Genomic DNA, 26893 nt, shown 5'->3' with positions numbered 1-26893 from the left:
CCGGAGGTATCCCATGACCGATCGGAGAGGTCCCCGGGCCGCGCGCCAGCCTCTGGAACGGCCCGCGCCCCTGCGCCAGGCGGTCTACGACGCCCTGGCCGAGATGATCATCAACCGTGAGCTCCAGCCCGGCGAGCACCTGGTCGAGAACGAGCTCGCCGCCCACCTCGGCGTGAGCCGTCAGCCCGTCCGCGAGGCCCTGCAGAGGCTGCACAACGAGGGCTGGGTCGACCTGCGTCCCGCCCTCGGCGCCTTCGTGCACGTGCCCACCGAGGAGGAGGCCGACCAGCTGCTGGCCACCCGGACCCTGCTCGAGACCGAGTCCGCGCGGCTGGCCGCCAAGCACGCCACGCCCGAGCAGATCGAGCGGCTCAAGGAACTCCAGGCGGCCGGCGAGGCCGCGCTCAGCGAGGACAGCCAGGTGGCCCTGGTCGAGGCGAACGCGGCCCTGCACGCCCACATCGTCGACATGTCCGGCAACAAGGTGCTGGCTCAGCTCATCGCCATGGTCGACCGCCGCGTGCGGTGGTACTACTCACCCATCGCGCGCACCCGCGGCCGCGAGGCGTGGGACGAGCACGCGGCCCTGATCGACATGATCGCCACCGGGAACAGCCGGCGTGCCGGCGAGCTGATGCGCCGGCACACCGAGCGCACGCGCGAGTCCTACCACCAGCGCCGCAAGGACGAGCTCTAAAGGCGGATGGACTTGCGGTTCATGAACTCCTCGATGCCGGCCGGGCCCAGCTCCCGGCCCAGGCCGGAGCGTTTGATCCCGCCGAACGGCAGGTCGGCCTGCGAGCCGCCGGCGCTGTTGAGATAGACCATGCCCGACTCGATCTGACCGGCGACGCGGCGCAACCGGTCCGGGTCGGTGCCCCAGACGCTGGCGCCGAGCCCGAACGGGGAGTCGTTCGCGATCGCGATCGCCTCCTGTTCGGTCTCCGCCCGGAAGACCAGCACGACCGGGCCGAAGACCTCTTCGTAATAGACGTCCATGTCCGGAGTCACGTCCGTGAGCACGGTGGCCTCCAGATAGGCGCCGGGCCGGTCGACACGGTGCCCACCGGTGCGCAGCGTCGCGCCCTGCCGGACCGCCTTCTCGACCTGGCCGGCCACCTCGTCGGCCGCCGCGACCGACGCCAGCGGCGGCAGCTTCGTCGCGGGATCGCCCGGATCGCCCGGCACGAACGTCTCGGCCACATAGGCGGTCAGCCGCTCGACGAACTCGTCGTAGACGCCGGCGAGCACGATCATCCGCTTCGGGGCGTTGCACGACTGGCCGCAGTTGCGCATGCGCGCGGTCGCGGTGGCCCTCACCGTCCGGTCCATGTCGTCGGTGTCCAGCACGATCAGCGGGTCGGATCCGCCGAGCTCCAGGACGGCCTTCTTGAGGTTCCGCCCGGCCTCGGCCGCGACCGAGATGCCCGCCCGTTCGCTGCCGGTCAGGGAGACCCCCTGGATGCGGGGGTCGGCCAGCATCTGCGGGATCTGGGCGCTGGAGGCGAAGATATTGATGTACGCGTCCTCGGGCACCCCGGCGTCGTGCAGGATCCGCTCGATGGCGACGGCCGAACGCGGGCAGATCGAGGCGTGCTTCAGCAGGATCGTGTTGCCGAGCACCAGGTTCGGCGCCACGAACCGGGCCACCTGATAGCAGGGGAAGTTCCACGGCATGATGCCGAGCAGCGGCCCGATGGGGTTCCTGGTGATGACGGCCCGGCCACCCTTGATCTCGAGCGGCTCGTCGGCCAGCAGCGCGGCCGCGTTGCCGGCGTAGTAGCGGAAGATGTCGACGACCACGCCGATCTCACCGCGGCCCTCGTTGATCCTCTTGCCCATCTCCTGGGTCATCGTCGCCGCCAGCTCGTCCGCGCGCTCGGCGAACAGATCGGCCGCGCGGGCCACGATCTCGGCCCGCTCGGCGAGCGGCCGGCGCCGCCACGACCGATATCCGCGGTCGACACGGTCGATGGCGTCCCGGATCTCCTCCTCGGTCGAGTTCTCGATCTTCTCGATCAGTTCACCCGTCGCGGGATCGGTGACTGTGTACATGGGATCTGAGCCTCCGTCTTCACCAACTGGGCGGCCCGCGTCCGCGGGCCGCCCATGCTCATGCCAGTCGTTCTCAGCGCTGGACCGTGATGCCCTTCGGGTTGAGGTGGGCGATGTTGCCGCTCTCGGTTCCGTCGGCCGGGTCGATGACGCAGTCGATGAGCGCCGGCCGGCCCAGGGCCAGGGCCTCGCGGAGGGCGTCGGCGACCTCCCGCGGCGTCGTGGCCCGATATCCCTTGCCACCGAAGGCGGCGATCATCAGGTCGTGCCGGGCCTGCAGGGCGGTCGGGGCCGGGTCACCGGACGAGGCGGACGCGGCGTCGCCTCGGTAGACGCCGCTGTTGTTCAGCACGACCGTGACGATGGGCAGGTCGTACCGGCAGATCGTCTCGAGCTCCATGCCGCTGAACCCGAACGCGCTGTCGCCCTCGATGGCGACGACCGGGTCGCCGCTCTCGACCGCGGCCGCGATCGCGAACCCGAGGCCGATGCCCATCACGCCCCAGGTGCCGCTGTCGAGCCGGTGCCGCGGCACCTGCATCCCGATCGTGTTGCGGGCCAGGTCGAGCGCGTTCGCGCCCTCGTTGACCACGTACGCCCGGGGGTTCTCCCGCAGCACGTCACGAATGACCTGCAAGGCGCCCAGGAACTTCATCGGATGCGCGTTCTCGGCCGCCTCGAGACGCTTGGCCATCTTGCCGACGTTCTGCGCGGACCGGGCCGACAGCTCGTCCCGCCAGGCGGCCGGTACCGCGATCTGGCCGGGCTTGGTCCGCTCGATGAGCGCCCGCATCACCGATCCGACGTCGCCGACCAGCGGCGCCGCGATGGGCTGGTTGCTGTCCAGCTCGGTGCTGGCGATGTCGACCTGGATGAACTTCGCGTCGGGGTTCCACTGCGGCGCGTCGCCGTGCCCGAGCAGCCAGTTGAGCCGGGCGCCGACGAGCATCACCACGTCGGCCCGGCGCAGGGCCAGTGACCTGGTGCTGGCCACCGACTGCGGATGGTCGTCGGGCAGCAGGCCCTTCGCCATCGACATGGGCAGGTAGGGCGCGCCGGTGAGCTCGACGAACTGCCGGATCTCGTCGTCCGCCTGCGCGTACGCGGCGCCCTTGCCGAGCACGACGAGCGGCCGCTCAGCGTTCGCGAGCAGCTCGATGGCGCGGTCCAGGGCCGCCGTCTCGGGCACCTGCCGCGGTGCCGGGTCGACCACCCGCCACAGCGACGCCTCACCCTCGGCCGCGTCGATGACCTCGCCCAGGACCGCGGCCGGGATGTCGAGGTAGACCCCGCCCGGCCGCCCGGACACGGCGGTGCGGATCGCGCGGGCCACCCCGCGGCCGATGTCCTCGGCCCGGTGCACCCGGTACGCCGCCTTGGCGAACTGCCGGGCCGCGGCCAGCTGGTCCATCTCCTCGTAGTCGCCCCGCTGGAGGTCGACGAGGTGCCGCTCGCTGGATCCGGAGATCTGCACCATCGGGAAGCAGTTCACCGTGGCGTTGGCCAGGGCCACCAGTCCGTTGAGGAAGCCCGGGGCCGACACCGTCAGGCAGATGCCCGGTTTCCGGGTCAGGAATCCGGCCGCCGCCGCCGCGTGTCCGGCCGCGCTCTCGTGCCGGAAGCCGACGTAGCGGATGCCGGACGCCTGGGCCAGGCGGGCCAGGTCGGTGATGGGGATGCCGACGACGCCGTAGATGGCGTCGACCTCGTTGAGCTTGAGCGCGTCGACGACCAGATGGATGCCGTCGGTGAGCTTCGCGCTGGTGGCGTCGTCAGCGTCTGATGCGCGGAGTGAAGCGATGGTCATGTCCGAGCCCTCCATGGTCGCGCGACCGCCCGCCGGTCGCAGATTGCATACCGTATGGGGTAGGCAATAATCGTGGACCATGCGACGGTCACGTGTCTAGGGGTGGCTTTGGTCACTGGATCGTCTTTTGTATACCGAAGCCTGTATCCTGGGAAAGGCGAACCGACGAGGTTTGCGACAGCACGGCAGCGGGTAGGCGCGGGCAATCCCCGCCGGCCGCCACGCGCCGCGGCGAGCTCCGGCGACTCGGGTGAGCCCGGGCCCACCAGGCCCACCCGAGTGTCCTGCCGGACCACCGTCCCGGACGGTCTCTTTTCGCCCGGTCCGGTGCGCACGGTCCCGGGAAGCGTCGTTTCCCGGGAAGACCGACAAGCAGGAGTGATGTTGTCATGACCACCTGGCGGAAGTTCTCCCGTTCCCTGACCCGCCTCACCGAACGGCTGGCCCTGCCGTCCGGCTCACCGGCCGACGGCCGCTCCCTCGGGCTCGGCCTGGCGGCCGCGCTGGAGAACCAGCGCCGGGCCGCCCGGCCGAGCGACGACGAGATCGCCCGCTTCTTTCGCGGATCCACACCGGACGACGACCTGATCAAGGCCTGACGCCCGGTCAGGCCCCGTCCTGGTCCGCCGTCACGCTCTCGCGGACACCTTCCGTGGCGGCGGGCTCGCGACGGGACTTCATCAGGCTGGCCACGGTGGTGATCGCCAGCGTGCCGACGATGACACCGAGCGAGACGGTGATCGGCACCGCCGGCGCCCAGGACACGCCGTCGTGGTGCAGCGCCTCCATCACGAGCTTGACGCCGATGAAGGCCAGGATGAAGGCCAGGCCCTTGCTGAGGTAGACCAGCCGGTCGAGCAGCCCGCCCAGCAGGAAGTAGAGCTGCCGCAGGCCCATCAGCGCGAAGGTGTTCGCGGTGAAGACCAGGTACGGCTCCTGGGTCAGCCCGAAGATGGCCGGGATCGAGTCGAGCGCGAAGAGCAGGTCGGTCGTGCCGATCGCGACCATCACGATCAGCATCGGCGTGACCATGCGCCGTCCGTTCACCCGCACCAGCACCGAGGCGCCCTGGTACGACTCCGTGGTCGGCAGGATCCGCTTCGCCGTACGGAGGGCGAAGTTCTCCGAGAACTCGTCCTCCTGCTGCGGGCCGACCAGCTTGACCGCGGTGTAGATCAGGAACGCGCCGAAGATGTAGAACAGCCAGTCGAACCGCGCGACCGCCGAGGCGCCGGCCGCGATGAAGATCCCCCGCATCAGCAGCGCCAGCACGATGCCGATCAGCAGCACCTTCTGCCGGTACTTCGGCGGCACCGCGAACCGGCTCATGATGATGATGAAGACGAACAGGTTGTCCACGCTGAGCGAGTATTCGGTGAGCCAGCCGGCGAAGAACTGGCCCCCGTAGGTCACCCCGGCCGTGCCCATCAGCAGGAACCCGAAGGCGACCGCGGCCAGCACGTAGAAGCTCACCCAGGCGACGCACTCCCGGAACGACGGCTCGTGCGGGTTCCGGGCGACCAGGTAGAAGTCGAAGGCGATCATCACGGCGAAGCCGATGATCGTCACGGCCCACACCCAGAGGGGCAGATTCATGAGGCTCCCTTCGCCGCCGCCCGGGCCCGCCGGCGGCTCTCTCGCGCCTTCCACTGGGCCTCGGCGTGCTGCAGATAGAACTGGTACAGGCGTTCGGCCCGCGGGTTGCCGTGCCGGATGCGGCGCAGCCAGCCCGGCGCCACCCGCTCGTAGAGCCAGCTGAAGCCGATCGCGAAACCGATGCTGACGATCGCCTGGTACGCCAGGAAGCCGAGCACATCCGGCGGCAGGGTGGGCCGGCCCGCCAGGAACAGGCCCACCAGCACCTCATGAACAAGACGGGCCAGCGGGAACCCGGCGAGCCAGAAGAGCGCCGTCGGGGCGAACACCCCAGGCGAGATCTTTCCGGCCGCCATCAGCAGCCCGAACCCGCCGCCGAGCAGCATCAGTGGCAGCCCGAGGGCCAACCCGGTTGCCAGCGCCCAGTCCAGCGGCTGGCCCGCGACCACGGCCAGGCCGAGGGCGGCCGGGCCGGCGAGCGCTCCGATGGCGGCGCCGGGTAACGCGAGCTGCACGAGGTTCCGTTTGGTCATAGCAGGCTCCTCATCAGATGACCACGCCGAACCGGGCCAGGCTGTAGATCAGCATGCCCAGGTAGAAGACGGCGCCGAACCCGATCACCACGTTCTGCACGATGCCGGGGCGGATCGGTTTGGGCAGCATCCGGTTGTTCACCAGCAGCAGGACGACGCAGTAGGCGCCCATGGCGAAGGTGGACAGGAAGGCCAGCACGTCGAGGATGGCGCCCGGTCCGTCGGCCGGCCCGAAGTTCAGGATCAGGATGCCGAACGTGATGACGCCCCAGAGGAAGCCGGCGTACAGCTTGGACATGCTGAACCGCTTGGCTCCGGGCCAGAAGTGGTACGTCATGTCGGACTGGCCGCGGGAGAACGAGTCGAACAGGCCGAGTGTGGCGTTGAGGCCGATCAGGGCGATGAACCCGAGGAACACGCCGTGCAGCACCGGAGCGCCGGCCGACGCGAAGGCGTCCGCCATGGCGGTCAGCGCGACCTCGCGGTCGCCTTCCCGGATCAGGTCACCGACGTTCGGGCTCTCCCGGACGGCGGTCTGGGCCAGCACGGTGAACGAGACCGTGACCAGCATGGTGATGCCCCAGAAGAGCAGGAGGGCGTCGAAGGTCACCCAGCGCCGCCAGCCCTTCCACTTCTTCATCTCCTCGGGGTTGTCGGTGTCGAACATGAAGCCCCGCGAGGGCATCTCCTCCTGCTCGTTCGCGTGCCGCAGTCCGCGGATCTTCGGGATGTGCGCGCCCATGCCGGCGCCGGAGTCCCGCAGGTGCAGCGTGTACCACATCTGCTGCATGCCGGACGGCCCGGCGAAGGCGATGGCGCCGACGATGACCGGGAACCAGGCGGCCGACATCGCCTCGTCGGGCAGATAGCCGAAGTGGAACATGCCGCCGAGGGTCGAGGTGACGTCGCTCCACCGGCCGACCAGCGAGGCGACGACCGAGGTGCCGACCACGAGCACGCCGATCAGGATGCCCAGCAGGCTCTCGAGCAGCGGGTAGATCACCTTGGCCAGGCTGAACACGATGCCGACCAGGATCAACCCGACGCAGGCCGTGACCGTCCAGGGTATGCCGGTCACCTCCTCGAAGGCGGCGGCGCCGGTGGAGAGGTGTCCCGGCCAGATGTAGACCAGGATCGCCACGCTGAAGAAGAACCACATCAAGGGTTTGAAGACCCGGGCGGCGCCGAAGAAGATGCTCTCGCCGGTCGCCATCGCGTACCGCGCCATCTCCAGCATGACGAAGGCCTGGAGGGTGACGCCGATCAGGAAGAGCCACCTGATCTCCGGCCCGAAGATCAGGACCAGGCGGGGCCACATGTACGACTCGCCCATGCCGACGCCGAGGGCGACGAGGAAGACGGTCGGGCCGAGCAGGTGGACCGAGGGCGGCGCCTTCGGCAGTTCCCGGATCGGCATGGGTTCGAGCCGGCCGGCCCGCCATACCCGGTCGTCGTGGGCGGGCGCGGTGGCGGTGGCGGTGGGTGGTGACGTGCTGCTCGTGGGTTCGTTGGGCGAGGGGTTGCTGGAAGCGTCCACGCTGGACCTCCTGGAGTCCGACGCCGTACGGGACGGTGGACGCCCCGTACGGTGTCTCTGTCCTCTGACCCTGGCCGCGGAGCGGTCGCTGTGTCGCTAGTGGCCCCTCCACCTGCCCGGTGTGGAACTGTTCGCCACTCAGCGGCCGTCCGGTTGGCCGTCGAGCAGACCGGCGGAGCGGGCCCACCGGTACTTCGCACCGAGCACGGCGACGGGCTTCTCCGTGGTGTACGGATAGGCGACGATGCCATGCCGGTACAGGTGTTCGCTGGCCTCCTCGACCTCGACGTCTCCGGCGAGCGAGGCGACCACGGGCTTGTCGATGCCCTTCGCCCGGAACTCCTCGACCACGTCCACCACCAGTTCGGCGAAGACCATCGGCGGGGTGACGATGGTGTGCCAGTAGCCGAGGATCAGCGAGTGGATGCGCGGGTCGGAGAGGCCGAGCGCGATCGTGTTGCGATAGGTCGACGGCGGTTCGCCGCCGGTGATGTCGATCGGGTTGCCGGCGGCCCCGAACGGCGGGATGAACTTGCGGAACGCCTCGTCGAGGTCGTCCGGAATCTCCATCAGCGTGAGCTGGTTGTCCACGCACGCGTCGGAGAGCAGCACCCCGGAGCCGCCGGCGCCGGTGATGATGACGACGTTCTCGCCCTTCGGAGCCGGCAGCAGCGGGATGCCGCGGGCGTACTCCAGAAGGTCGTTGAGGCCGGGGGCGCGGATCACGCCGCTCTGCCGCAGGATGTCGTCGTAGACCTTGTCGTTGCCGGCCAGCGCGCCGGTGTGCGAGCTGGCCGCCCTGGCCCCCTGGTCGGTGCGGCCGGCCTTGAGCACGAGCACCGGCTTGGTGGCCGACACCCGCTTGGCGGCCCGGGCGAACGACCGCCCGTCCTTGAGGTCCTCCAGGTGCATGGCGATGAGCTGGGTGTTCGGGTCGTGCTCGAAGAACGTCAGCAGGTCGTCCTCGTCGATGTCGGCCTTGTTGCCGACCCCGACGATCGCCGACACACCCATCCGGGCCGACCGGCTGAAGCCGAGGATGGCCATCCCGATGCCGCCGCTCTGCGAGGAGAGCGCCACTCCGCCCTTGACGTCGTACGGGGTGCAGAACGTCGCGGACATGCTCTCCGGGGTGTAGTAGTAGCCGTAGATGTTCGGCCCGAGGATGCGCACGCCGTGCCGGCGGGCGATCCCGAGCACCTCGGCCTGGAGCTCGTGGTTGCCGATCTCCCCGAAACCGGACGGGATCATGATGGCGCCGGCCACGCCCTTGGCGCCGGCCTCCTCCAGCGCGGCCGGCACGAACTTGGCCGGGATCGCGAAGATCGCGACGTCGACCGGGCCGGGCACGTCGGAGATGCTCTTGAACGCCTTACGGTCCAGAATCTCCGAGGCCTTGGGGTTGATCGGGTAGATCTCCCCCTGGTAGCCGCCGTTCACCAGGTTCTTCATCACCGAGTTGCCGATCTTGCCGGCTTCGGCCGACGCGCCGATCACAGCGATCGAGGCGGGCCGCATGATCCGGTTCATGCTGGCCAGGATCTCCTCGTCGGTGAACTGCTCGGGCCGCTCGGCCGCCTTGGGGTCGACCAGGATCCGTACGTCGACCGCCGTTGCCCCGCTCGAGGTGGCCAGCACCGGGTTGAGGTCGACCTCGGCCAGCTCCGGGAAGTCGGTGACCAGGTCCGAGAGCCGGACGATGAGGTCGGCCAAAATCTCCCGGTCGGCCGCTTCGGCGCCGCGCACGCCGCGCAGGATCTCGGCCGACGCGATGCCGTCGATCATCGACAGCGCCGTGGCGGTGTCGGTGGGCGCGAGCCGGAAGGTGACGTCCTTGAGCACCTCGACCAGGACCCCGCCGAGACCGAAGGCGACGATCTTGCCGAACGTCGGGTCGGTCACCGTGCCCACGATGACCTCGTGACCGGCGGTGAGCTGCTGCTGCACCTGGACCCCGACGATCTTCGCGTCGGCCTCGTACGCCCGCGCGTTCGCGATGATCGTGTCGTAGCCGGCCGCGACCTCGGCCGCCGTTCCCAGCCCGACCAGCACGCCGCCGGCCTCGGTCTTGTGCAGGATGTCCGGTGAGACGATCTTCAGGACCACCGGCAGGCCGATCTTCTCGGCCAGCGCCACCGCCTCGCCAGCGCTGCCGGCCAGGCCCTCGCCCGGAGTGCCTATTCCGTACGCCTCGACCACCAGCCGCCCCTCCGGAGCGGTCAGCGAACTGCGTCCCTCGGCGCCGGCCTGGTCGAGCACCCGGCGCACGGTTTCACGGTCGTAATTCGACATGTCGTCTCCTCAGCTCGTCAGACGGCGCCGGCGGCACGCAGCTCGCCGATGCCCTGCTCGGTGTAGCCGAGCTCGCCGAGCACCTGCTCGGTGTGCTCGCCGAGCAGCGGCGACCGCTCGATGGCGACCTGCGAGTCGGACAGCTTGATCGGGTTGCCGACCGTCTTGAACGGCCCCCGCTCGGGATGGTCGACCTCGACCACCGAGCCCAGCGCGGCCAGCGTCTCGTCCTCGATCAGCTCCCGGGTCGACAGCACCGGTCCGCACGGGACGTTGTGCGCGTTGAGCAGCCCCATGACCTCCCGCTTGGTGTGCCGCTCGGTCCACTCCTCGATCAGCGCGAACGCCTTGTCGAGCTTGGTCAGGCGAGCCTGCGGGGTGCTCCAGGCGGGATCGTCGGCCAGCTCCGGCCGGCCGATCAGCTCGCAGATCGGCTTCCAGCCGACCGGCTGGATGATCACGTAGATGTAGTCGTTCGGCCCGCCCGGCGCGCAGCGCACGGCCCAGCCGGGCTGGCCGCCGCCGGAGGCGTTGCCGGAGCGGGGCACCTCGTCGCCGAAGTTCTCGTTGGGGTACTCCCCCAACGGCCCATGGGCCAGCCGCTGCTGGTCGCGCAGCTTGACCCGGCACAGGTTGAGCACCGCGTCCTGCATGGCGACCTGGACCCGCTGGCCGCGGCCGGTGCTGGTGCGCTGATAGAGCGCGGCCAGGATGCCGGCGACCAGGTGGATGCCGGTGCCGGAGTCGCCGATCTGCGCCCCGGTCGCGGTCGGCGGCCCGTCCTCGAAACCGGTGGTGCTCATGGCCCCGCCCATCGCCTGCGCGATCACCTCGTACGCCTTGAACTCGGCGTAGCGGCCCGGCCCGAAGCCCTTGATGGAGGCGTAGACCAGGCCGGGGTTGATCTCCTGCAGCTTCTCCCAGGGGAAGCCGAAGCGCTCGACCACGCCGGGGCCGAAGTTCTCCACCAGGATGTCCACTCCGGACACCAGCTTGGTGAAGACCTCCTTGCCCTGCGGATGCTTCATGTTGAGGGTGATGCTGCGCTTGTTGGCGTTCAGCATCGTGAAGTAGAGGCTGTCCACGTCGGGGATGTCGCGGAGCTGCGAGCGGGTGATGTCACCGTGACCCGGCGCCTCCAGTTTGATGACGTCCGCGCCCAGCCACGCGAGCAGCTGCGTGGACGAGGGACCGGACTGAACATGTGTCATGTCGAGGACCCGAACGCCCTCCAGTGCCTTACCCATGAGCGAACCTCCCGTTTCCGCCGCTGGCTCTGAGCCCTCCGCCAGCTTCAGGGATTGCATACCGTATGGGGTAGGCAATATCGTGACCCATGTAACAGCGAGGTGTCCAGGGGTTCGCGGAACGTTTTCGCCCGGGCCCTCACCTAGATCGGCATCGATTCCCTCATGGACGGTCCGGGCCGCGCCATCGCGCCCACCGAAGGTCAACAGAAGGGAGGCCCGGTGGATCTTCTGGAGCACCAGGCACAGGAGCTCTTCGCCAAACACGGCTTACCGGTCAGCCGCAGCCGTGTCGCCGGAACCCCCGACGAGGCTCGGGCGGCCGCCGCCGAGATCGGCGGGCGCGTCGTGATCAAGGCCCAGGTCAAGACCGGCGGCCGCGGCAAGGCCGGCGGGGTCAGACTGGCCGAGGGCCCGGACGCGGCGCGCGAGGCCGCGGACGCCGTCCTGGGCATGGACATCAAGGGCCACACCGTGCACAGGGTGCTGGTCACCGAGGCGAGCGACATCGTCGAGGAGTACTACGTGGCGCTGCTGCTCGACCGGTCCAACCGGTCGTTCCTGGCGCTCGCCTCCCGCGAGGGCGGCGTCGAGATCGAGCAGGTGGCGGCCGAGAACCCGGCCGCGCTGGCCCGGCTCCAGGTCGATCCGGGGGCCGGGCTCGGCTGGGACGAGGCGCTGCGGCTGACCGCCGAGGCGGGCCTTCCGGCCGACGTGCGCGACCAGGTCGCCGGCGTCCTGGTCCGCCTCGGCAACGTGTTCCACGGCGAGGACGCGACCCTGGTCGAGATCAACCCGCTGGCCCGGACGGCCGACGGGTCCGTGCTCGCGCTCGACGGCAAGGTGACCCTGGACGACAACGCCCGGTTCCGCCAGCCCGGCCACCCTCAGTACGCCGACGTCAGCGCCACCGACCCGCTCGAGGTGCGGGCGGCCGCGCGGAACCTGAACTACGTCAAGCTCGACGGCTCCGTCGGCGTCATCGGCAACGGCGCCGGCCTCGTGATGAGCACCCTGGACGTGGTCGCCTACGCGGGCGAGCAGTACGGCGGGGTGCGGCCGGCGAACTTCCTCGACATCGGCGGCGGCGCCTCGGCCCAGGTGATGGCGAGCGGCCTGGAGATCGTCCTGGGCGATCCCGACGTCCGCTGCGTGCTCGTCAACGTCTTCGGCGGGATCACCGCGTGCGACGCGGTCGCCGACGGCATCGTCCACGCGATCGGCATGCTCACCGGCCTGGGCGGCGCGATCGGCAAACCGGTGGTCGTACGGCTCGACGGCAACAACGCCGAGCAGGGCCGGAAGATCCTCGCCGAGGCGGCGCTGCCCGGCGTGATCAGCTCGGACACGATGGACGGCGCGGCGCGGCTCGCGGCCGGGCTCGCCGCCGAACTCGCCGGCAAGGGGGCATGACCGCATGGCAATCTTCCTCACCGACAAGAGCCGCGTGATGGTCCAGGGCATCACCGGCACCGAGGGCACCCGGCACACGCGGCGGATGGTCGCCGCCGGAACGACCGTCGTGGCCGGGGTCACCCCCGGCAAGGGCGGCCAGGACGTCGACGGCATCCCGGTCTTCGACAGCGCGGCCGAGGCGGCCAAGGAAACCGGCGCCGACACGACGGTGGTCTTCGTGCCGCCCCGCTTCGCCAAGGACGCGGTCATCGAGGCCATCGACGCCGAGCTGGGCCTGGCCGTGGTGCTGACCGAGGGCATACCCGTGCACGACACCGCGGCTTTCTGGGCGCACGCCCAGAAAGCCGGCAACGCGACCCGGATCATCGGGCCGAACTGCCCCGGCCTGATCAGCCCCGGGCAGTCCAACGCCGGCATCATCCCGGCCGACATCACCGAGCGGGGCCGGATCGGACTGGTCAGCAAGAGCGGCACGCTGACCTACCAGATGATGTACGAACTGCGCGACCTCGGCTTCTCCACCTGTGTCGGCATCGGCGGCGACCCGATCATCGGCACCACACACATCGACTGCCTCCAGGCGTTCCAGGACGATCCCGAGACCGACGCGATCGTCATGATCGGCGAGATCGGCGGGGACGCGGAGGAACGCGCGGCCGACTACATCAGGGAGCACATCAGCAAGCCGGTGGTCGGCTACGTGGCCGGCTTCACCGCGCCCGAGGGCAAGACGATGGGGCACGCCGGCGCGATCGTCTCCGGATCGTCCGGCACCGCCGCGGCCAAGCAGAAGGCCCTCGAGGCGGCCGGGGTCCGGGTCGGCCGGACGCCTTCGGAGGCCGCCGCCCTGATGCGCGAGACATTACCGGCACGCTGACCGCAGGCGATCCCGGCCGGCCCACCCTCCGGCCGGCCGTGCCCCGCCGGCGGCAGCGTCGGTCCGGGCGGAGCGCCCGCCTCCGCCCGGACCTCGCGCTCAGCCGCGCGCGGCCTTCTCCCGCCGCACCACGCGATGGGCCCCGGCGTACACGTTCATCGACGTGCCGCGCAGAAATCCGATCAGGGTGAGCCCGGCGTCGGCGGCCAGATCGGCGGCCAGCGAGGACGGGGCCGAGACCGCCGCGAGCGCCGGGATGCCGGCCATCACCGCCTTCTGCACCAGCTCGAACGACGCCCGCCCGCTGACCATCAGGACGGTGTCGCGCAACGGCAGACGGCCATCGCGCAGGGCCCAGCCCACGGCCTTGTCGACGGCGTTGTGCCGGCCGACGTCCTCGCGCAGGCAGTGCAGCCGCCCGTCGCTGGAGAACAGCCCGGCCGCGTGCAGCCCGCCGGTGCGGTCGAAGACCCGCTGGGCGGCGCGCAGAGTGCCGGGCAGGGCGCTGACCACAGCGGGGTCGAGCCGGAGCTGATCGTCGCGCACCGACCAGGCCGCGACCGTGCGCACCGCGTCCAGGCTCGCCTTGCCGCAGAGCCCGCAGGACGAGGTGGTGTAGAAGTTGCGCTCCAGCGACGGGTCCGGTGGCGCCACCCCCGCGGCCAGGACCACGTCGACCACGTTGTAGGTGTTGCCCCCGTCGGCCGTCGCGCCCGCGCAGTACCGGATGCCGGCGATCTGCCGGGCCGCGCGCACCACGCCCTCGCTGACCAGGAAGCCGGCCGCCAGGTCGAAGTCGTCGCCCGGGGTACGCATCGTCACCACCAGGGACTTCCCGTTGACTCGGATCTCCAGCGGCTCCTCCGCGGCCAGGGTGTCGATCGGTTCGCTGTCCACTCCGTCGACCATCCGCACGACCCGGCGCCGACTCGTCACCCGTCCCATCCGCACTCCTTGTTCGTCAGAGCCGCTCGACCGGCAGGGTCGACGGCAGTCGCCAGGCCATCCCGGGCTGGTGCATCCAGCGGGTCAGCGCCGCGCCGATCAGGCCCAGGCAGCCGGCCACCACGAACGGCACGACGGAGTCCGGCGTCGTCACCACCAGCCCCGCGAGCACGACCCCGGCCACTCCCCCGACCGCCTTGCCGCTGTAGACGATCCCGTAGTTGGGCACCGTCGCGTCGTCACCGAACCAGTCGCGGACCAGGCTGACCAGCAGCGAGTAGCCCGCGCCGGTGCCGGCGCCGGCCAGCGCCGCGAAGCACACCAGCGCGACCGGATGGTTGTCGTTCTCGGCCGCCGCGAGCAGCCCGAACTGGGCCACCCCGCCGGCCAGCAGGGACAGGCCGAGCGTCCCCCGCCGGCCGATCCGGTCGGACAGCGAGCTGGTCACCGCCCGCCCGACGCCGTTCGAGGCGGCCAGCGCGGCCATGGCGGCGACCAGGGTCGAGACCGGCAGCCCGCGGGTGTACGCGGCGCCGGCCACGTACGCGATGTCGAACAGGGCCATGGCCGCGGTGAGCGCCACGACCACGAACATCAGCGGCAGCATGCCGCTGCGCATCGCGGCCATCGGCGGATAGGGCCGGGCGGCGGGCCGGTTGTGCGGGAAGCCGCGGTTGAGCCGCCGGTCGAGGGCCCAGCGCCGCGGGTCGATGTGCGCCGGCCACCAGTTCCGCGGCGGCTTGCGCATCATCATCCCGCAGACCGCCACCACGCCGAAGACGATCACGGCGGCGCCGGCCAGCATGGGCGTCCGGTTGGCCGGATCGAGCCCGTAGCCGGCGACGACGACGAACGGGATCGCGCCGTAGCCGAACGCCGCCCCCACCATGGCCACCCGGGACGCGAGCCGCTCGGGGAACCACTCGGCGACCGTGGCGACACAGGTCATGTAGACCAGGCCGGCGCCGAGGCCGCCCAGCACCGAATAGCCCAGCAGGACGGCGATCAGGTCACTGCTGTGGGCCAGGGTGGTCAGCGCGGCCAGGCAGCAGGCCGCTCCCGCGACCATCGGCACGGCGGGCCAGAGCCGCCGGTAGAGCCACCCGCCCAGCGGCGAGCCGGTCGCCTGGAAGACCACCCAGACGGCGAGCACGGCGAACGCCTGCCCCACGCTCCAGCCGTTCGCCTCGACGAGGGTGGGCAGGGCGGCGCCGTAGCCGTACTGGAAAAGGCTGATCGCCAGCATCGCGGCCATCGGCAGCCCGAGCATCCACGCTCGCGATCGTCCCAACAGGACCCGGTCGGTCTCACCGACCCGGTAGCGACGGCCGTAGAAGTCCCTGACCTCGCGCACTGTCGTGTGGTTGCGGGAATCCGTCATCTGGCACCTCCGAGTGACCGCAGGATCGTATACAGTATGGAGGATGCAGACCATGAACGCCACCGGCTGGCATCAGGCTCGGCAGCACGCCCGGGAGGCGGGCCACCCTCTCCTCCCGATCGAGGTGCCGCTCGGCCAGGCGGCCGGCTTCGCGCTCGCGAAACCGTTGGTGGCGCTCTCCCCGCTGCCGGCGTACGACGCAGCCGCCATGGACGGGTACGCCGTCGCGGGCACCGGGCCGTGGCGGATCGCCGGACGGGTTCTGGCCGGTGACCCCGGCCGGCCCGCGCCGCTGGCACCGGGCACCGCGATGGAGATCGGCACCGGAGCGCTGGTGCCATCCGGAGCCGACGCCGTGCTGCCGTACGAGCGGTCGACCCGAACGGGCCACACGATTTCCGGCGAGCTCTTCCCCGGGCGGCACATCCGCCGGCGGGGTGAGGACTGCCCGGCCGGTCAGGAGGTGCTGCCCGCCGGTGTGGTGGCCAACCCGGTCGTGCTCGGGCTGGCGGCCAGCCTCGGGCACGACGCGCTGGCCGTTCACCGCCGCCCCCGCGTCGGGATCGTGGTCACCGGGACCGAACTGCGCCGGTCCGGGATCCCGGGGGCGGGCCAGGTCCGCGACGCCATCGGGCCGATGCTGCCCGGCCTCATCCGGGCCGCCGGGGGCGAGCCGGCCTGGGAGGCGCGAGTCACCGACGACCCGGCCGCGCTGGCCGGAGCGCTGCTGCGCCCGGACGTCGATGTGCTGGCGGTCTGCGGAGCCACCTCGGCCGGAGCCGCCGACCATCTGCGCCGGACCCTCGACACGCTGGGCGCGCGGATACTGATCCACGGTGTCGCCTGCCGTCCCGGCCATCCGCAGCTGTTCGCGGAACTGCCGGACGGCCGCTTCGCCGTCGGCCTGCCCGGCAACCCGTTCGCGGCCCTGGTCGCCGCCCTGACCCTGCTCTCGCCGCTCCTCGGCCGCCTGGCCGGCCGCCCCGAACCGCCGATGCCGACCGCTACCCTGACCGGGCCCATGACACCGCGCGCCCGGGACACCCGGCCGATGCCGGTCACGCCGCACGCCCGGGACACCCGGCTGGTGCCGGTGACCCGGATCGGCGCGCTGGCCCGTCCCGTCGGGCACGACCGTCCCGGATCGCTCTGGGGCGCCGCCGGAGCCGACGCGCTCGCGGTCGTGCCGCCGGACTGGACCGGCGGCGAGACCGAGCTGATTCCGCTGCCCGAGGCCTCGCGGCCGGCCGCCGGGGTGTCACTGTGAAGGGACGGAAGGGCGGCCGGAAAGCTGCTCGACCAGCTTCAGCAGGGCACTGTGGTCGAGGCCGCCGTCGCCCTGCGCCTTCAGCGCGGCGATCAGCTGCGCCACCGCCGAGCCGAGCGGGATGACCACGCCGGCCTCCCGGGCGGCCGACGTGACGATGCCCATGTCCTTGTGGTGCAGGTCGATCCGGAAGCCGGGCTCGAAGCGCCGGGCCAGCATCCCGGCCGCCTTGCGGTCCAGGATCCGGTTGCCGGCCAGGCCGCCGGCCAGCACCCGGACCGCCGCCTCGGTGTCCACCCCGTACGCCTCGAGGAAGACGATCGCCTCGGCCACGAGCTCGATGGTCCCGGCCACGATGAGCTGGTTGGCCGCCTTCACCGTCTGGCCGGCGCCGTGCGGGCCGACGTGGACCACCGTCGCGCCGACCACCTCCAGGATCGGCCGGGCCGCCTCGAAGTCCGCCGCCTCGCCACCGGCCATGATGGACAGGCTGCCCTCGATCGCGCCGGGTTCGCCGCCGCTGACCGGGGCGTCCAGAACCCGTACACCCGAGGCCTTTGCCCTCTCGGCGACCTCGCGGGAGGTCGTCGGGGAAATGCTGCTCATGTCGATGTAGAGCACGCCGGCCCGGGCGTTGGCCAGGATGCCGCCCTCGCCGAGGGCGACCGCCTCGACGTCGGCCGAGTCGCGGACCATCGTGACGACCACGTCCGCCTTCTGCACCGCCTCGGCGATACCGGCCGCGGTACGGCCACCGGCCTCGACCAGGAGATCGTTGCGGGCCGGGGTGACGTCGTAGCCGATGACGTCGTAGCCGGCCTTGACCAGGTTGACGGCCATCGGGCCGCCCATGATGCCGAGTCCGATGAAACCGACGGTCGTCATGTCAGCCTTCCGTTTCGCAGGTCGCGGGGCAGCCAGTCGAAGCTCAGCGCGCTCGCCCCGGTCGGTACGTACTCCAGGCCGACCCAGCCCCGATATCCGGCCTGATCGAGCTGGCTCAGATGGCCGTCGATGTCGATGACGCCGGTGCCCGGCTCGTGCCGTCCCGGCGCGTCGGCGATCTGGACGTGCCCGATCCGCTCGGCGTGCTCCTTGAGGACCTTGGACACGTCGTCGCCGTTCACGCTCAGGTGGTAGAGGTCGGCGAGGAACGCCAGGTTGGCCGAACCGCGCTCGGCCCGCACCCGGTCCAGCACCGCGACCACGTCGGCCGCGGTGCGCAACGGATAGGGATGTGGGCCGCTCACCGCCTCGACCAGCACCGTGCCGTCGATGCGGGCCACCGCCGCCGCCGCGAAGGCCAGGTTGGCCACCGCCGTCTCCTCCTGGAGCTCACGGTCGAGATGGGGGATCCGGTTGCCGTACAGGGCGTTGAAGGACCGGCACCCGGTGGCGGCGCCGATCCCGGTGACCAGCTCGACGTTGTCGCGGAACTCGGCCGAGCGGGCCGGCCAGGACACCAGACCCCGGTCGCCGCCGGGCATGTCGCCGGCGAAGAAGTTGAGGCCGGCGAGCTGGACGCCGGCGTCGAGGATGGCGTCGAGGAATGCGTCCACCTCGGACGCCGTCGGGACCGCCTCGGCGAACGGCCACCAGAACTCGACCGCGTCGAATCCGGCCGCTTTCGCCGCCGCCGGCCGTTGCAGGAGAGGAAGCTCGGTGAACAGGATCGAGCAGTTGACGTCGAAGCGCACGGGCCCTCCTAAGCTTTCGTCAGTAGCCGGGCGGCGGCGAGGGCGAGCGGGTCCAGCGTCTGCGGCTCGGATTCGAGTCGCCGCGCCAGCTCGGTGCGCATCCGCGGGTCCCAGAAGGCCCGGATGTGTTCCGCGATGGCCACCGCGGCCGCCTCGGGCGCCTGGTGCCGGAACTGGACGGCGATGTCGTTGATCATGCGGACCTGAGGTGACATCAGCCTCGACCGACCTGGACCGCGGTCACCTTGTATTCCGGGCAGTTGGTGGCCCAGTCGGAGTTCTCCGTGGTGACGACGTTCGCGCCGGTCACCGGATGGTGGAACGTCGTGTAGACCACGCCGACCGGCATCCGGTCGGCCAGAACCGCGCGCAGGGTGGTGGCGCCGACCCGGCTGGTCAACGAGACCTCGTCACCGTCGTTGATGCCACGGACCTCCGCGTCGTGCGGATGGATCTCGAGGACATCCTCCGGATGCCAGGAGACATTTGCCGTACGCCGGGTCTGCGCACCGACGTTGTACTGGCTCAGGATCCGCCCGGTGGTCAGGATCAGCGGGTACTTCCGGGTGCTGCGCTCGCGCGTCGGCACGAACGGGGTCGCCACGAACCGGCCCTTGCCCCGGACGAAGCCGTCCCGGTGCATGATCGGGGTGCCCTCGGGGGCGTTCTCGTTGCACGGCCACTGCACGCTGCCCAGCTTGTCGAGCGTGGCGAAGGAGACCCCGGCGAACGTCGGCGTGAGGGCGGCGATCTCGTCCATGATTTCGCTCGGGTCGTCGTAGCGCATCGGGTAACCCATGGCCTCGGCGATCTCGGCGACGATCTGCCACTCGTGCTTGCCGGTCTTGGGCGCCATCACCGGGCGTACCCGGTTGATCCGCCGTTCGGCGTTGGTGAAGGTGCCGTCCTTCTCCAGGAAGGACGTGCCGGGCAGGAAGACGTGGGCGAACTTGGCCGTCTCGTTGAGGAACAGGTCCTGGACGACGACCAGTTCGAGCGCGGCGAGGGCCGCGTGCACGTGCTTGATGTTCGGGTCGGACTGCGCGATGTCCTCGCCCTGCACGTAGAGCGCCCGGAAACTGCCCTCGATGGCGGCGTCGAACATGTTGGGGATCCGCAGGCCGGGCTCGGCCTGCAGGGTGCTCCCCCACATGTTCTCGAACACCCCGCGCACGGCGTCGTCGGAGACGTGCCGATATCCGGGCAGCTCGTGCGGGAACGAACCCATGTCGCAGGAGCCCTGCACGTTGTTCTGCCCGCGCAGCGGGTTGACCCCGACGCCCTCGCGGCCGATGTTGCCGGTGGCCATGGCCAGGTTGGCCATGCCCATCACCATGGTCGAGCCCTGGCTGTGCTCGGTGACGCCGAGGCCGTAGTAGATGGCGCCGTTGCCGCCGGTGGCGAACAGCCGCGCCGCCCGCCGGACCTCCTCGGCCGGCACCCCGGTGAGCTCCTCGACCGCCTCCGGGCTGTTCTCGGGCCGGGCGATGAACGCGGCCCAGTCGTCGAAGTCCTCGCACCGCTCGTCGATGAACGACCGGTCGGCCAGCCCCTCGGTCAGCACGACGTGGGCCATCGCGTTCACCATGGCCACGTTGGTGCCGGGCGCGAGCTGAAGGTGGTGCTGGGCCTCGATGTGCGGCGACCGGACCAGGTCGATCCGGCGCGGGTCGACCACGATCAGCTTGGCCCCCTCGCGGAGCCGTCGCTTCATCCGGGACGCGAAGACGGGGTGCCCGTCGGTCGGGTTGGCGCCGATCACCATGATCACGTCGGACTGGGCGACCGACCGGAAGTCCTGGGTGCCGGCCGAGGTGCCGAAGGTCTGCTTGAGGCCGTATCCGGTCGGTGAGTGACAGACCCGGGCGCAGGTGTCCACATTGTTGTTGCCGAACGCGGCCCGGATCATCTTCTGCACCACGTACACCTCCTCGTTGGTGGTGCGCGAGGAGGTGATGCCGCCGATCGCCCCGACGCCGTGCCGTGACTGGATGTCACGCAGCCGGGCCGCCGTGAAATTGATGACGGTGTCCCAGTCGACCGGCTGCCACTCGTCGGTGATCCGCTCGCGAATCATCGGGGTGAGCACCCGGTCGGGGTGCGTGGCGTAGCCGAAGGCAAAGCGCCCTTTGACACACGAGTGTCCCTCGTTGGCGCCGCCGTCCTTGTAGGGCACCATCCGGACCAGCTCGGCCCCGCGCAGCTCGGCCTTGAACGAGCAGCCGACCCCGCAGTACGCGCAGGTGGTGATCACGCTGCGGCTCGGCATGCCGAGCTGGATCACCGACTTCTCCTGCAACGTCGCCGTCGGGCAGGCCTGCACGCAGGCGCCGCAGGAGACGCACTCGGAGCTCATGAAGTCGGTGCCACCGGCCGAGACCTTCGACTCGAAACCGCGCCCCTCGATGGTCAGCGCGAACGTGCCCTGCACCTCGCCGCAGGCCCGCACGCACCGGGAGCAGGAGATGCACTTGGAGGCGTCGAAGTCGAAGTACGGGTTGCTGGAGTCGGTCTTCTCGTCGAGATGGTTGGCGCCGTCGTACCCGTAACGGACCTGCCGCAGGCCGACCGCGCCGGACATGTCCTGCAATTCGCAGTCGCCGTTGGCCGAGCAGGTGAGGCAGTCGAGCGGGTGGTCGGAGATGTAGAGCTCCATCACGCCCTGCCGGAGCTTCTCGAGCTTCGGCGTCTGGGTGCTCACCCGCATGCCCTCGGCGACCGGCGTGGTGCAGGAGGCCGGGGTGCCGCGACGGCCGTCGATCTCCACGAGGCAGAGCCGGCACGAGCCGAACGCCTCGAGGCTGTCGGTGGCGCAGAGCTTCGGGACGTCGATCCCGGTCAGCGCGGCCGCCCGCATCACCGAGGTGCCCTCGGGCACGGTCACCGGCAGGCCGTCCACCTCGATCGAGACGGTGACCGGGCCGGGCCGGGCGGGAGTGCCGAGGTCGGGTTCCTTCAGCAGGCTCATGAATGTCCTCCTCGGGGGCCGAAGTCGTCGGCGAAGTGCAGCAGGGCGCTGCGTACGGGCATCGGGGTCAGGCCGCCCATGGCGCACAGCGACCCGTCGGTCATCAGTTCGCAGAGATCGCCGAGCAGGGCCAGGTTGTCGTCCGGGTCCTGCCCGGCGACGATCTTGTCGATCACTTCCACGCCCCGCACCGCGCCGACCCGGCAGGGCGTGCACTTGCCGCAGGACTCCTCGGCGCAGAACTCCATGGCGAACCGCGCCATCGACGCCATGTCCACGGTGTCGTCGAAGACCACGACGCCGCCGTGTCCCAGCATCGCGCCGGCCGCGGCGAACGCCTCGTACTCCATCGGCAGCTCCAGGCCGTCCGCCGGCAGGTACGCCCCGAGCGGGCCCCCGACCTGCACCGCGCGCACCGGCCGGCCGGTCCGTGTGCCGCCGCCGTAGGTGTGGACGAGCTCGTGCAGGGTCATGCCGAACGCGGTCTCGAACACGCCGCCGCGCGCGACGTTGCCGGCCAGCTGGAACACCTGGGTGCCGCGCGACCTCTCGGCCCCGAGCGCCTGGTACGCCGCCGCGCCGCCGGCCAGCACGGCCGGGACCGAGGCCAGCGTCAGCACGTTGTTCACCACTGTCGGCTTGCCGAACAGGCCGGTGATGGCCGGGATGGGCGGCTTCGCGCGGACCATGCCCCGCTTGCCTTCCAGGCTCTCCAGCATCGCGGTTTCCTCACCGCAGATGTACGCCCCCGCGCCGACCCGCACGAACAGCTCGAACCGCAGCCCTTGGCCGAGGATGTCCTCGCCGAGCCAGCCCTGCTCGCGGGCCACGGCGATGGCCGCCCGCATGGTGTTCACGGCGTCCGGATATTCGGAGCGGATGTAGATGTAGCCCTCGGTGGCGCCCACGGCGTACGCCGCAATCGTCATTCCCTCGATGAGGGTGAACGGATCACCCTCCATCAGCATCCGGTCGGCGAAGGTCCCGCTGTCACCCTCGTCGGCGTTGCAGCAGACGAACTTCAGCGGCCCGGGAGTGCCGGCCACGGTCTTCCACTTGATGCCGGCCGGGAAGCCGGCGCCGCCGCGGCCGCGCAGCCCCGAGTCGGTGACCTCGGCGACCACGTCGGCCGTGGGCATACCGAGCGCCCGCCGCAGACCGGTCAGCCCGCCATGGGCCACGTAGTCCTCGGGCGACAGCGGATCGGTCACGCCGACCCGGGCGAAACAGAGCCGGGTCTGGTCGCGCATCCACGGCAGCTCGGCCACCACGCCCTGGCACAGCTCGTGGTCGGCCCCGTCGAACAGGCCGGCGGCGACCAGATCACGGACCGCGCCCGGCTCGACCGGGCCGTAGCCGACCCGGCCGCGTTCGGTGACCACCTCCACCAGCGGCTCCAGCCAGAGCATGCCGTGCGAGCCGTTCCGGACGACCCGGATCGGGCGGTCGGCCGCCCTTTCCAGCTCGGCCGCGACCTCGTCGGCGCCGAGGGACAGCGCGGCCGAGTCGCGGGGCACGTAGACCGTCGTGGTCATCGGCTCACCGTTTCCGTGAGAAGGGCGTCCAGCCGGGCCGGGCTGAGCCGTCCCCGCACCTTTTCGTTCACCTGACCGGCCGGGCCGAGAGCGCAGTTGCCGAGGCAGAAGACCTGTTCCAAGGTGACCGAACCGTCCGGGGTGGTCTGACCGGCCTTGACGCCCAGGACCCGCTCGGCGTGCGCGATCAGCTGCTCCGCGCCCACCGACTGGCAGGCTTCGGCCCGGCACAGCTTGAGCACGGTCCGGCCCGCGGGTTCGGACCGGAAGTCGGAATAGAAGGTGATCACACCGTGCACGTCGGCGCGGGAGATGTTCAGCTCGGCCGCCAGCAGCGGCACGACGTCGGCGTCGACATAGCCGAACTCGGCCTGTATGCGGTGCAGGATCGGCATGAGCGCGCCGCGATCGCCTCGATGCGCCGCGACCAGCGCGCGCACCCGATCCGTGAGCGAAGTGCCAGGACTGACCACGACGATCCCGCCTCCCATCGACACCGATCGGTTCGCGGATCCACCATACTGCCATTTGAATACGGTATGCAATGTTGGAGCGCAGTCCGCCCCGCTCGCCCGCGGCGGACGGTCAGGCCAGGACGCCGGCCGTCGCCAGGGTCACCCGGCGCCGGGCCGCCGCCTCGTCGTCGCCGAAGCGGTCGACCGCCCACGACAGGGCCAGCAGCAGCTCGTACACCTCATCAGCAGTGACGTCCTTTGAGGTGCCGGCGGCCCGAAGGAAGGCCTCGGTGCGGCTCACCAGAGGATCGGTCGCCGGCTGCACCGGCGAGGCGCCGGCGGCGCGAGCGCTGGCCAGGCAGTACGGCAGGTCGTGCCAGATGCGCAACTGCCAGGTGAGCCGGACCAGCCACTCGGCCAGCGCCTCACGCGGCGCCAGCGCGCGGGCCAGCTCGCCGGCCTCGGTCAGGGCGGCGCCGATGGCCGACTCCATGACCGCGGCCAGCAGGTCGTCGCGGGTCGGGAAGTTCCGGTAGAGCGTGGCATTGCCGACGCCGGCCCGCAGCGCGATGCCGTCGAGCGAGGCCATCACTCCCTCGGCGTCGAAGACCTCCCGGGCCGCGGCCAGGATCGCGTCCCGGTTGCGCTGCGCGTCGGCGCGCAGCGGACGCCGGACTGTAGCCATGGACACTCCTTCTTGACTATCTGGGGAGCGTCCCCACATAGTCATTTCCGGGGGCACTCCCCACTTCCTGAAGGAGTCTAGATGAGCAAGTCACTCGACGGCCGCACGGTGCTCGTGACCGGCGCCAACGGCGGCCTCGGCGAGCAGTTCGTGCGGCAGGCCTTGGAGCGTGGCGCGGCCCGGGTCTACGCCGCCGCCCGCTCGGCCAAGCAGTGGGACGACGCGCGCGTCCGGCCGCTGACCCTCGACCTCACCAGCCCGGACGACGCCGCCATGGCCGCTGAGGCCGCCCCCGGCGTCGATCTGCTGGTCAACAACGCGGCCGTCGCGCCGTTCGAGGACTCGATCTCCGGGCCGGAGGAGCAGCTCCGCCAGATCTTCGAGACCAACTTCTTCGGTACGCTGCGGGTCGCGCGCGCCTTCACCCCGGTGCTCGCGGCCAACGGCGGCGGCACGCTGCTCAACATCCTGTCCTCGGCCGCGTGGGTCACGATGCCGACCGGGTACGCCGCCTCCAAGGCCGCGATGTGGTCGGCCACCAACGCCTTGCGCACCGAGCTCCGCCCCCAGCGGACCCAGGTCATCGGCCTCCTGGTCGGCATGATCGACACCCCGATGTCGGCCGGCTGGGACGTCCCGAAGGTCACCCCGGCCAGCGTCGTGACCCAGGCCTACGACGCCGTCGACGAGGGCACCCTGGAGGTCCTGGCCGACGAGCAGACGCGCTATCTGAAGTCCCGCCTCAACACGCCGGCCGAGCAGCTCTACCCCTGGATCGACGAGCAGATCGCCGCGATGGCGGGCTGACGCCGCCGTTACGCCGCGCCTTCGACGACCGCGACGGCCTGGCCGACGCCGCGTTCTTGAGGACGACCGCCAGGGCCTGACCGACGCCGCTACGCCGCGTTTTCGAGGACGACCGCAAGGGCCTGGCCGACGCCGATGCAGATGGCGGCCACGCCCCAGCGGTCGCCGGACTCGCGCAGGCGGGCGGCCAGCGTGCCCAGGATGCGGCCGCCGGAGGCGCCCAGCGGGTGGCCGATGGCGATGGCGCCACCCTTGGCGTTCACGATGGACGGGTCGATGCCCCAGGCGTCGACACAGGCCAGCGACTGGACCGCGAAGGCCTCGTTCAGCTCCACGGCCGCCACGTCGTTCCAGGTGATGCCCGCGCGGGCCAGCGCGCGATCGGCCGCCGCGACCGGGGCGTAGCCGAACATCGGCGGCTCCACGGCCGACACTCCCCGGCCGGCGACGCGGGCCAGGGGCGCACGGCCGATCCGCCCGGCCGCTTCTTCCGACCCCAGGAGCACGGCCGAGGCGCCGTCGTTCAGCGGGGACGCGTTGCCGGCCGTGATCGTGCCGTCCGGGCGGAACGACGGCTTCAGCCCGGCCAGTTTCGCCGCCGTCGACCCCGGCCGGATGCCCTCGTCGCGGGTCAGCCCGCCGACCGGCACGATCAGATCGTCGTAGAACCCGGCCGTCCACGCCGCGTCGGCCAGGTTGTGGGAGCTGGCGGCGAACTCGTCCTGCCGTTCGCGGGAGATGCCGAACTTCTCCCCCAGCATCTCGTTCGCCTCGCCCAGCGAGACGGTCCACTCCTTCGGCATGTTCTCGTTCACGAGCCGCCAGCCCAGCGTGGTCGACACCGCCGTCACATTGCCGGCCGGGAACGCCTTCGACGGCTTCGGCAAAACCCACGGCGCGCGGGTCATCGACTCGACGCCGCCGGTCACCACGACGTCGGCGTCGCCGGTCTCGATGGCCCGCGAGCCGATCATCGCCGCGTCAAGCGACGAGCCGCAGAGCCGGTTCACCGTGGTGGCCGGCACTTCCACAGGCAGCCCGGCCAGCAGCACGGCCATCCGCCCGACGTTCCGGTTGTCCTCGCCCGCCTGGTTCGCGCATCCCCACACGACATCGCCGATGGACCCAGGATCAAGGTCAGGAGCCTTCCCCAGTACGCCGGTGAGCGCGGCCGCCGCCAGATCATCCGGCCGTGACTCGGCCAGGGCACCACCGAAGCGGCCGAACGGGGTGCGGACAGCGGCGTACAGATAAGCCGAGCTCATCTCCCCAACCTAGGCCCGGGCGCGATGGGGCACCAATACTGAATCGAACTCGATTGAGAGCTTCACGATATGGATGCGAGAGCCTGCCAACTGCCGATGAGCGCGTGCCGGAAGCCGGCTGTCTGCGCCTCGGTGAGCCGCCCGGTCATCTCCTCCTCGAGCTCCCGCACCGGCTTCGCATACTGCGCGAGCAGCCCACGCCCCTGCTCGGTGAGGTGGATGAGCAGCTCACGCCGGTTGCCAGGGTTGCGCTCGCGGCGGATCAGCCCGCGGCTCTCCAGGGCCCGGACCATGTCGGCCATGGTCTGCGCGGTGACGAACGAGTCGCGCGCCAGCTGCGCCGCCGACAGCCCGTCGTGCCGCTCGAGCACGGTCAGCGCCGTGTATTGCAGGGCGGTGACGCCACCGGCCCGGACGATTTCGTCCAGCCGCGCCCGAACTGCCAGTTCCAGCTGCTTGACCAGGTAGAGCAGCGACGGGCCGGGAAGTTTCTCCATGGGCGCCACTCTACGCCATTGACAGGAAACC

At 70.9% G+C, this 26893-nt stretch carries 24 protein-coding genes; 6 read left to right on the top strand and 18 right to left on the bottom strand.

Annotated elements, in window-relative coordinates:
* Positions 1-13: 13 nt before the first annotated feature.
* A complete protein-coding gene (locus ACFY36_RS05650; protein ID WP_499744703.1) occupies positions 14-697 on the top strand; it encodes a GntR family transcriptional regulator in 684 nt (227 codons plus the stop codon).
* Here ACFY36_RS05650 and ACFY36_RS05645 read toward each other — a convergent pair.
* Both ACFY36_RS05645 and oxc read right to left on the bottom strand, forming a co-directional pair.
* On the bottom strand, positions 694-2055 hold the full coding sequence (locus ACFY36_RS05645; protein ID WP_499744702.1) for an NAD-dependent succinate-semialdehyde dehydrogenase: 1362 nt from the start codon (positions 2053-2055) through the stop codon (positions 694-696). The two genes, ACFY36_RS05650 and ACFY36_RS05645, sit on opposite strands and share 4 nt — an antisense overlap.
* A 73-nt stretch (positions 2056-2128) precedes the next feature.
* Positions 2129-3862, bottom strand: coding sequence for an oxalyl-CoA decarboxylase (gene oxc / locus ACFY36_RS05640; RefSeq protein ID WP_499744701.1), 1734 nt, complete (start codon positions 3860-3862; stop codon positions 2129-2131).
* A 389-nt stretch (positions 3863-4251) separates the two neighbouring features.
* Here oxc and ACFY36_RS05635 point away from each other — a divergent pair, with 389 nt between their 5' ends.
* A complete protein-coding gene (locus tag ACFY36_RS05635; protein ID WP_499744700.1) occupies positions 4252-4461 on the top strand; it encodes a hypothetical protein in 210 nt (69 codons plus the stop codon).
* A 7-nt stretch (positions 4462-4468) separates the two neighbouring features.
* Here ACFY36_RS05635 and ACFY36_RS05630 read toward each other — a convergent pair whose 3' ends face one another.
* The 5 genes from ACFY36_RS05630 to frc form a co-directional block, all read right to left on the bottom strand.
* Positions 4469-5458 (bottom strand): TerC family protein, encoded by a 990-nt coding sequence (locus tag ACFY36_RS05630; RefSeq protein WP_499744699.1) that lies wholly within the window; start codon positions 5456-5458, stop codon positions 4469-4471.
* Positions 5455-5991, bottom strand: coding sequence for a hypothetical protein (locus ACFY36_RS05625; RefSeq protein WP_499744698.1), 537 nt, complete (start codon positions 5989-5991; stop codon positions 5455-5457). The genes ACFY36_RS05630 and ACFY36_RS05625 overlap by 4 nt, the downstream gene beginning before the upstream one ends.
* 13 nt (positions 5992-6004) lie before the next feature.
* A complete protein-coding gene (locus tag ACFY36_RS05620; RefSeq protein ID WP_499744697.1) occupies positions 6005-7528 on the bottom strand; it encodes an Nramp family divalent metal transporter in 1524 nt (507 codons plus the stop codon).
* Positions 7529-7666: 138 nt separating this feature from the next.
* Complete coding sequence (locus tag ACFY36_RS05615) at positions 7667-9820, bottom strand: acetate--CoA ligase family protein (protein WP_499744696.1); 2154 nt, start codon at positions 9818-9820, stop codon at positions 7667-7669.
* 17 nt (positions 9821-9837) lie between these two features.
* A complete protein-coding gene (frc, locus tag ACFY36_RS05610) occupies positions 9838-11067 on the bottom strand; it encodes a formyl-CoA transferase (RefSeq protein WP_499744695.1) in 1230 nt (409 codons plus the stop codon).
* Positions 11068-11289: 222 nt separating this feature from the next.
* Between frc and sucC the strand changes: the two genes are divergently transcribed.
* Entirely contained in the window at positions 11290-12480 is a 1191-nt protein-coding gene (gene sucC / locus ACFY36_RS05605) for an ADP-forming succinate--CoA ligase subunit beta (RefSeq protein WP_499744694.1), read from the top strand.
* A gap of 4 nt (positions 12481-12484) precedes the next feature.
* Positions 12485-13360 carry a succinate--CoA ligase subunit alpha gene (sucD, locus tag ACFY36_RS05600; RefSeq protein ID WP_499744693.1) on the top strand — a complete coding sequence of 292 codons (876 nt, stop codon included), beginning with the start codon at positions 12485-12487 and terminating at the stop codon, positions 13358-13360.
* 99 nt (positions 13361-13459) lie between these two features.
* Here sucD and fdhD read toward each other — a convergent pair whose 3' ends face one another.
* A complete protein-coding gene (fdhD, locus tag ACFY36_RS05595; protein ID WP_499744692.1) occupies positions 13460-14305 on the bottom strand; it encodes a formate dehydrogenase accessory sulfurtransferase FdhD in 846 nt (281 codons plus the stop codon).
* Positions 14306-14321: 16 nt separating this feature from the next.
* Positions 14322-15686: an MFS transporter gene (locus ACFY36_RS05590; protein WP_499744691.1), complete on the bottom strand. Its 1365-nt coding sequence runs from the start codon at positions 15684-15686 to the stop codon at positions 14322-14324.
* A 43-nt stretch (positions 15687-15729) separates the two neighbouring features.
* Here ACFY36_RS05590 and ACFY36_RS05585 point away from each other — a divergent pair, with 43 nt between their 5' ends.
* Positions 15730-16953, top strand: a complete 1224-nt coding sequence (locus ACFY36_RS05585; RefSeq protein WP_499744690.1) for a molybdopterin molybdotransferase MoeA — start codon at positions 15730-15732, stop codon at positions 16951-16953.
* Here the strand turns inward: ACFY36_RS05585 and ACFY36_RS05580 are convergent.
* The 7 genes from ACFY36_RS05580 to ACFY36_RS05550 all read right to left on the bottom strand — a co-directional run bounded on the left by ACFY36_RS05580 (position 16945) and on the right by ACFY36_RS05550 (position 24293).
* Complete coding sequence (locus tag ACFY36_RS05580; protein WP_499744689.1) at positions 16945-17838, bottom strand: 2-hydroxy-3-oxopropionate reductase; 894 nt, start codon at positions 17836-17838, stop codon at positions 16945-16947. The two genes, ACFY36_RS05585 and ACFY36_RS05580, sit on opposite strands and share 9 nt — an antisense overlap.
* Positions 17835-18650: a hydroxypyruvate isomerase family protein gene (locus tag ACFY36_RS05575; RefSeq protein ID WP_499744688.1), complete on the bottom strand. Its 816-nt coding sequence runs from the start codon at positions 18648-18650 to the stop codon at positions 17835-17837. Before ACFY36_RS05575 ends, ACFY36_RS05580 begins: the two co-directional genes overlap by 4 nt.
* Before the next feature lie 8 nt (positions 18651-18658).
* Positions 18659-18865, bottom strand: coding sequence for a formate dehydrogenase subunit delta (locus ACFY36_RS05570; protein WP_499744687.1), 207 nt, complete (start codon positions 18863-18865; stop codon positions 18659-18661).
* Positions 18865-21618: a formate dehydrogenase subunit alpha gene (gene fdhF, locus ACFY36_RS05565; RefSeq protein ID WP_499744686.1), complete on the bottom strand. Its 2754-nt coding sequence runs from the start codon at positions 21616-21618 to the stop codon at positions 18865-18867. The genes ACFY36_RS05570 and fdhF overlap by 1 nt, the downstream gene beginning before the upstream one ends.
* A complete protein-coding gene (locus tag ACFY36_RS05560; protein WP_499744685.1) occupies positions 21615-23153 on the bottom strand; it encodes a formate dehydrogenase beta subunit in 1539 nt (512 codons plus the stop codon). Before ACFY36_RS05560 ends, fdhF begins: the two co-directional genes overlap by 4 nt.
* Complete coding sequence (locus tag ACFY36_RS05555; RefSeq protein WP_499744684.1) at positions 23150-23644, bottom strand: formate dehydrogenase subunit gamma; 495 nt, start codon at positions 23642-23644, stop codon at positions 23150-23152. The genes ACFY36_RS05560 and ACFY36_RS05555 overlap by 4 nt, the downstream gene beginning before the upstream one ends.
* Positions 23645-23738: 94 nt before the next feature.
* Positions 23739-24293 carry a TetR/AcrR family transcriptional regulator gene (locus ACFY36_RS05550; protein WP_499744683.1) on the bottom strand — a complete coding sequence of 185 codons (555 nt, stop codon included), beginning with the start codon at positions 24291-24293 and terminating at the stop codon, positions 23739-23741.
* An 81-nt stretch (positions 24294-24374) separates the two neighbouring features.
* Between ACFY36_RS05550 and ACFY36_RS05545 the strand changes: the two genes are divergently transcribed.
* Complete coding sequence (locus tag ACFY36_RS05545) at positions 24375-25100, top strand: SDR family oxidoreductase (RefSeq protein ID WP_499744682.1); 726 nt, start codon at positions 24375-24377, stop codon at positions 25098-25100.
* An 89-nt stretch (positions 25101-25189) separates the two neighbouring features.
* Here the strand turns inward: ACFY36_RS05545 and ACFY36_RS05540 are convergent, their stop codons facing one another.
* Positions 25190-26365 carry a thiolase family protein gene (locus ACFY36_RS05540; RefSeq protein ID WP_499744681.1) on the bottom strand — a complete coding sequence of 392 codons (1176 nt, stop codon included), beginning with the start codon at positions 26363-26365 and terminating at the stop codon, positions 25190-25192.
* 62 nt (positions 26366-26427) lie between these two features.
* Positions 26428-26862, bottom strand: a complete 435-nt coding sequence (locus ACFY36_RS05535) for a MarR family winged helix-turn-helix transcriptional regulator (RefSeq protein WP_499744680.1) — start codon at positions 26860-26862, stop codon at positions 26428-26430.
* Positions 26863-26893 lie beyond the last annotated feature (31 nt).

The sequence above is a fragment of the Actinoplanes sp. NPDC000266 genome (genome assembly GCF_042899005.1).
Classification (GTDB): Bacteria; Actinomycetota; Actinomycetes; order Mycobacteriales; family Micromonosporaceae; genus Actinoplanes.
This window is presented reverse-complemented; position numbering and strand designations above follow the sequence as displayed.

What these genes read in the sequence shown, in the direction of transcription:
- ACFY36_RS05545 (WP_499744682.1), top strand. Translation starts at nt 24,375, where the DNA reads ATGAGCAAGTCACTCGACGGCCGCACGGTGCTCGTGACCGGCGCCAAC.
- ACFY36_RS05560 (WP_499744685.1), bottom strand. Translation starts at nt 23,153, where the DNA reads ATGACCACGACGGTCTACGTGCCCCGCGACTCGGCCGCGCTGTCCCTC.
- fdhD (WP_499744692.1), bottom strand. Translation starts at nt 14,305, where the DNA reads ATGGGACGGGTGACGAGTCGGCGCCGGGTCGTGCGGATGGTCGACGGA.
- ACFY36_RS05550 (WP_499744683.1), bottom strand. Translation starts at nt 24,293, where the DNA reads ATGGCTACAGTCCGGCGTCCGCTGCGCGCCGACGCGCAGCGCAACCGG.
- ACFY36_RS05650 (WP_499744703.1), top strand. Translation starts at nt 14, where the DNA reads ATGACCGATCGGAGAGGTCCCCGGGCCGCGCGCCAGCCTCTGGAACGG.
- frc (WP_499744695.1), bottom strand. Translation starts at nt 11,067, where the DNA reads ATGGGTAAGGCACTGGAGGGCGTTCGGGTCCTCGACATGACACATGTT.
- ACFY36_RS05580 (WP_499744689.1), bottom strand. Translation starts at nt 17,838, where the DNA reads ATGACGACCGTCGGTTTCATCGGACTCGGCATCATGGGCGGCCCGATG.
- ACFY36_RS05540 (WP_499744681.1), bottom strand. Translation starts at nt 26,365, where the DNA reads ATGAGCTCGGCTTATCTGTACGCCGCTGTCCGCACCCCGTTCGGCCGC.
- ACFY36_RS05570 (WP_499744687.1), bottom strand. Translation starts at nt 18,865, where the DNA reads ATGTCACCTCAGGTCCGCATGATCAACGACATCGCCGTCCAGTTCCGG.
- fdhF (WP_499744686.1), bottom strand. Translation starts at nt 21,618, where the DNA reads ATGAGCCTGCTGAAGGAACCCGACCTCGGCACTCCCGCCCGGCCCGGC.
- ACFY36_RS05555 (WP_499744684.1), bottom strand. Translation starts at nt 23,644, where the DNA reads ATGGGAGGCGGGATCGTCGTGGTCAGTCCTGGCACTTCGCTCACGGAT.
- ACFY36_RS05585 (WP_499744690.1), top strand. Translation starts at nt 15,730, where the DNA reads ATGCAGACCATGAACGCCACCGGCTGGCATCAGGCTCGGCAGCACGCC.
- ACFY36_RS05630 (WP_499744699.1), bottom strand. Translation starts at nt 5,458, where the DNA reads ATGAATCTGCCCCTCTGGGTGTGGGCCGTGACGATCATCGGCTTCGCC.
- oxc (WP_499744701.1), bottom strand. Translation starts at nt 3,862, where the DNA reads ATGACCATCGCTTCACTCCGCGCATCAGACGCTGACGACGCCACCAGC.
- ACFY36_RS05645 (WP_499744702.1), bottom strand. Translation starts at nt 2,055, where the DNA reads ATGTACACAGTCACCGATCCCGCGACGGGTGAACTGATCGAGAAGATC.
- ACFY36_RS05590 (WP_499744691.1), bottom strand. Translation starts at nt 15,686, where the DNA reads ATGACGGATTCCCGCAACCACACGACAGTGCGCGAGGTCAGGGACTTC.
- ACFY36_RS05615 (WP_499744696.1), bottom strand. Translation starts at nt 9,820, where the DNA reads ATGTCGAATTACGACCGTGAAACCGTGCGCCGGGTGCTCGACCAGGCC.
- sucD (WP_499744693.1), top strand. Translation starts at nt 12,485, where the DNA reads ATGGCAATCTTCCTCACCGACAAGAGCCGCGTGATGGTCCAGGGCATC.
- ACFY36_RS05635 (WP_499744700.1), top strand. Translation starts at nt 4,252, where the DNA reads ATGACCACCTGGCGGAAGTTCTCCCGTTCCCTGACCCGCCTCACCGAA.
- ACFY36_RS05625 (WP_499744698.1), bottom strand. Translation starts at nt 5,991, where the DNA reads ATGACCAAACGGAACCTCGTGCAGCTCGCGTTACCCGGCGCCGCCATC.
- ACFY36_RS05535 (WP_499744680.1), bottom strand. Translation starts at nt 26,862, where the DNA reads ATGGAGAAACTTCCCGGCCCGTCGCTGCTCTACCTGGTCAAGCAGCTG.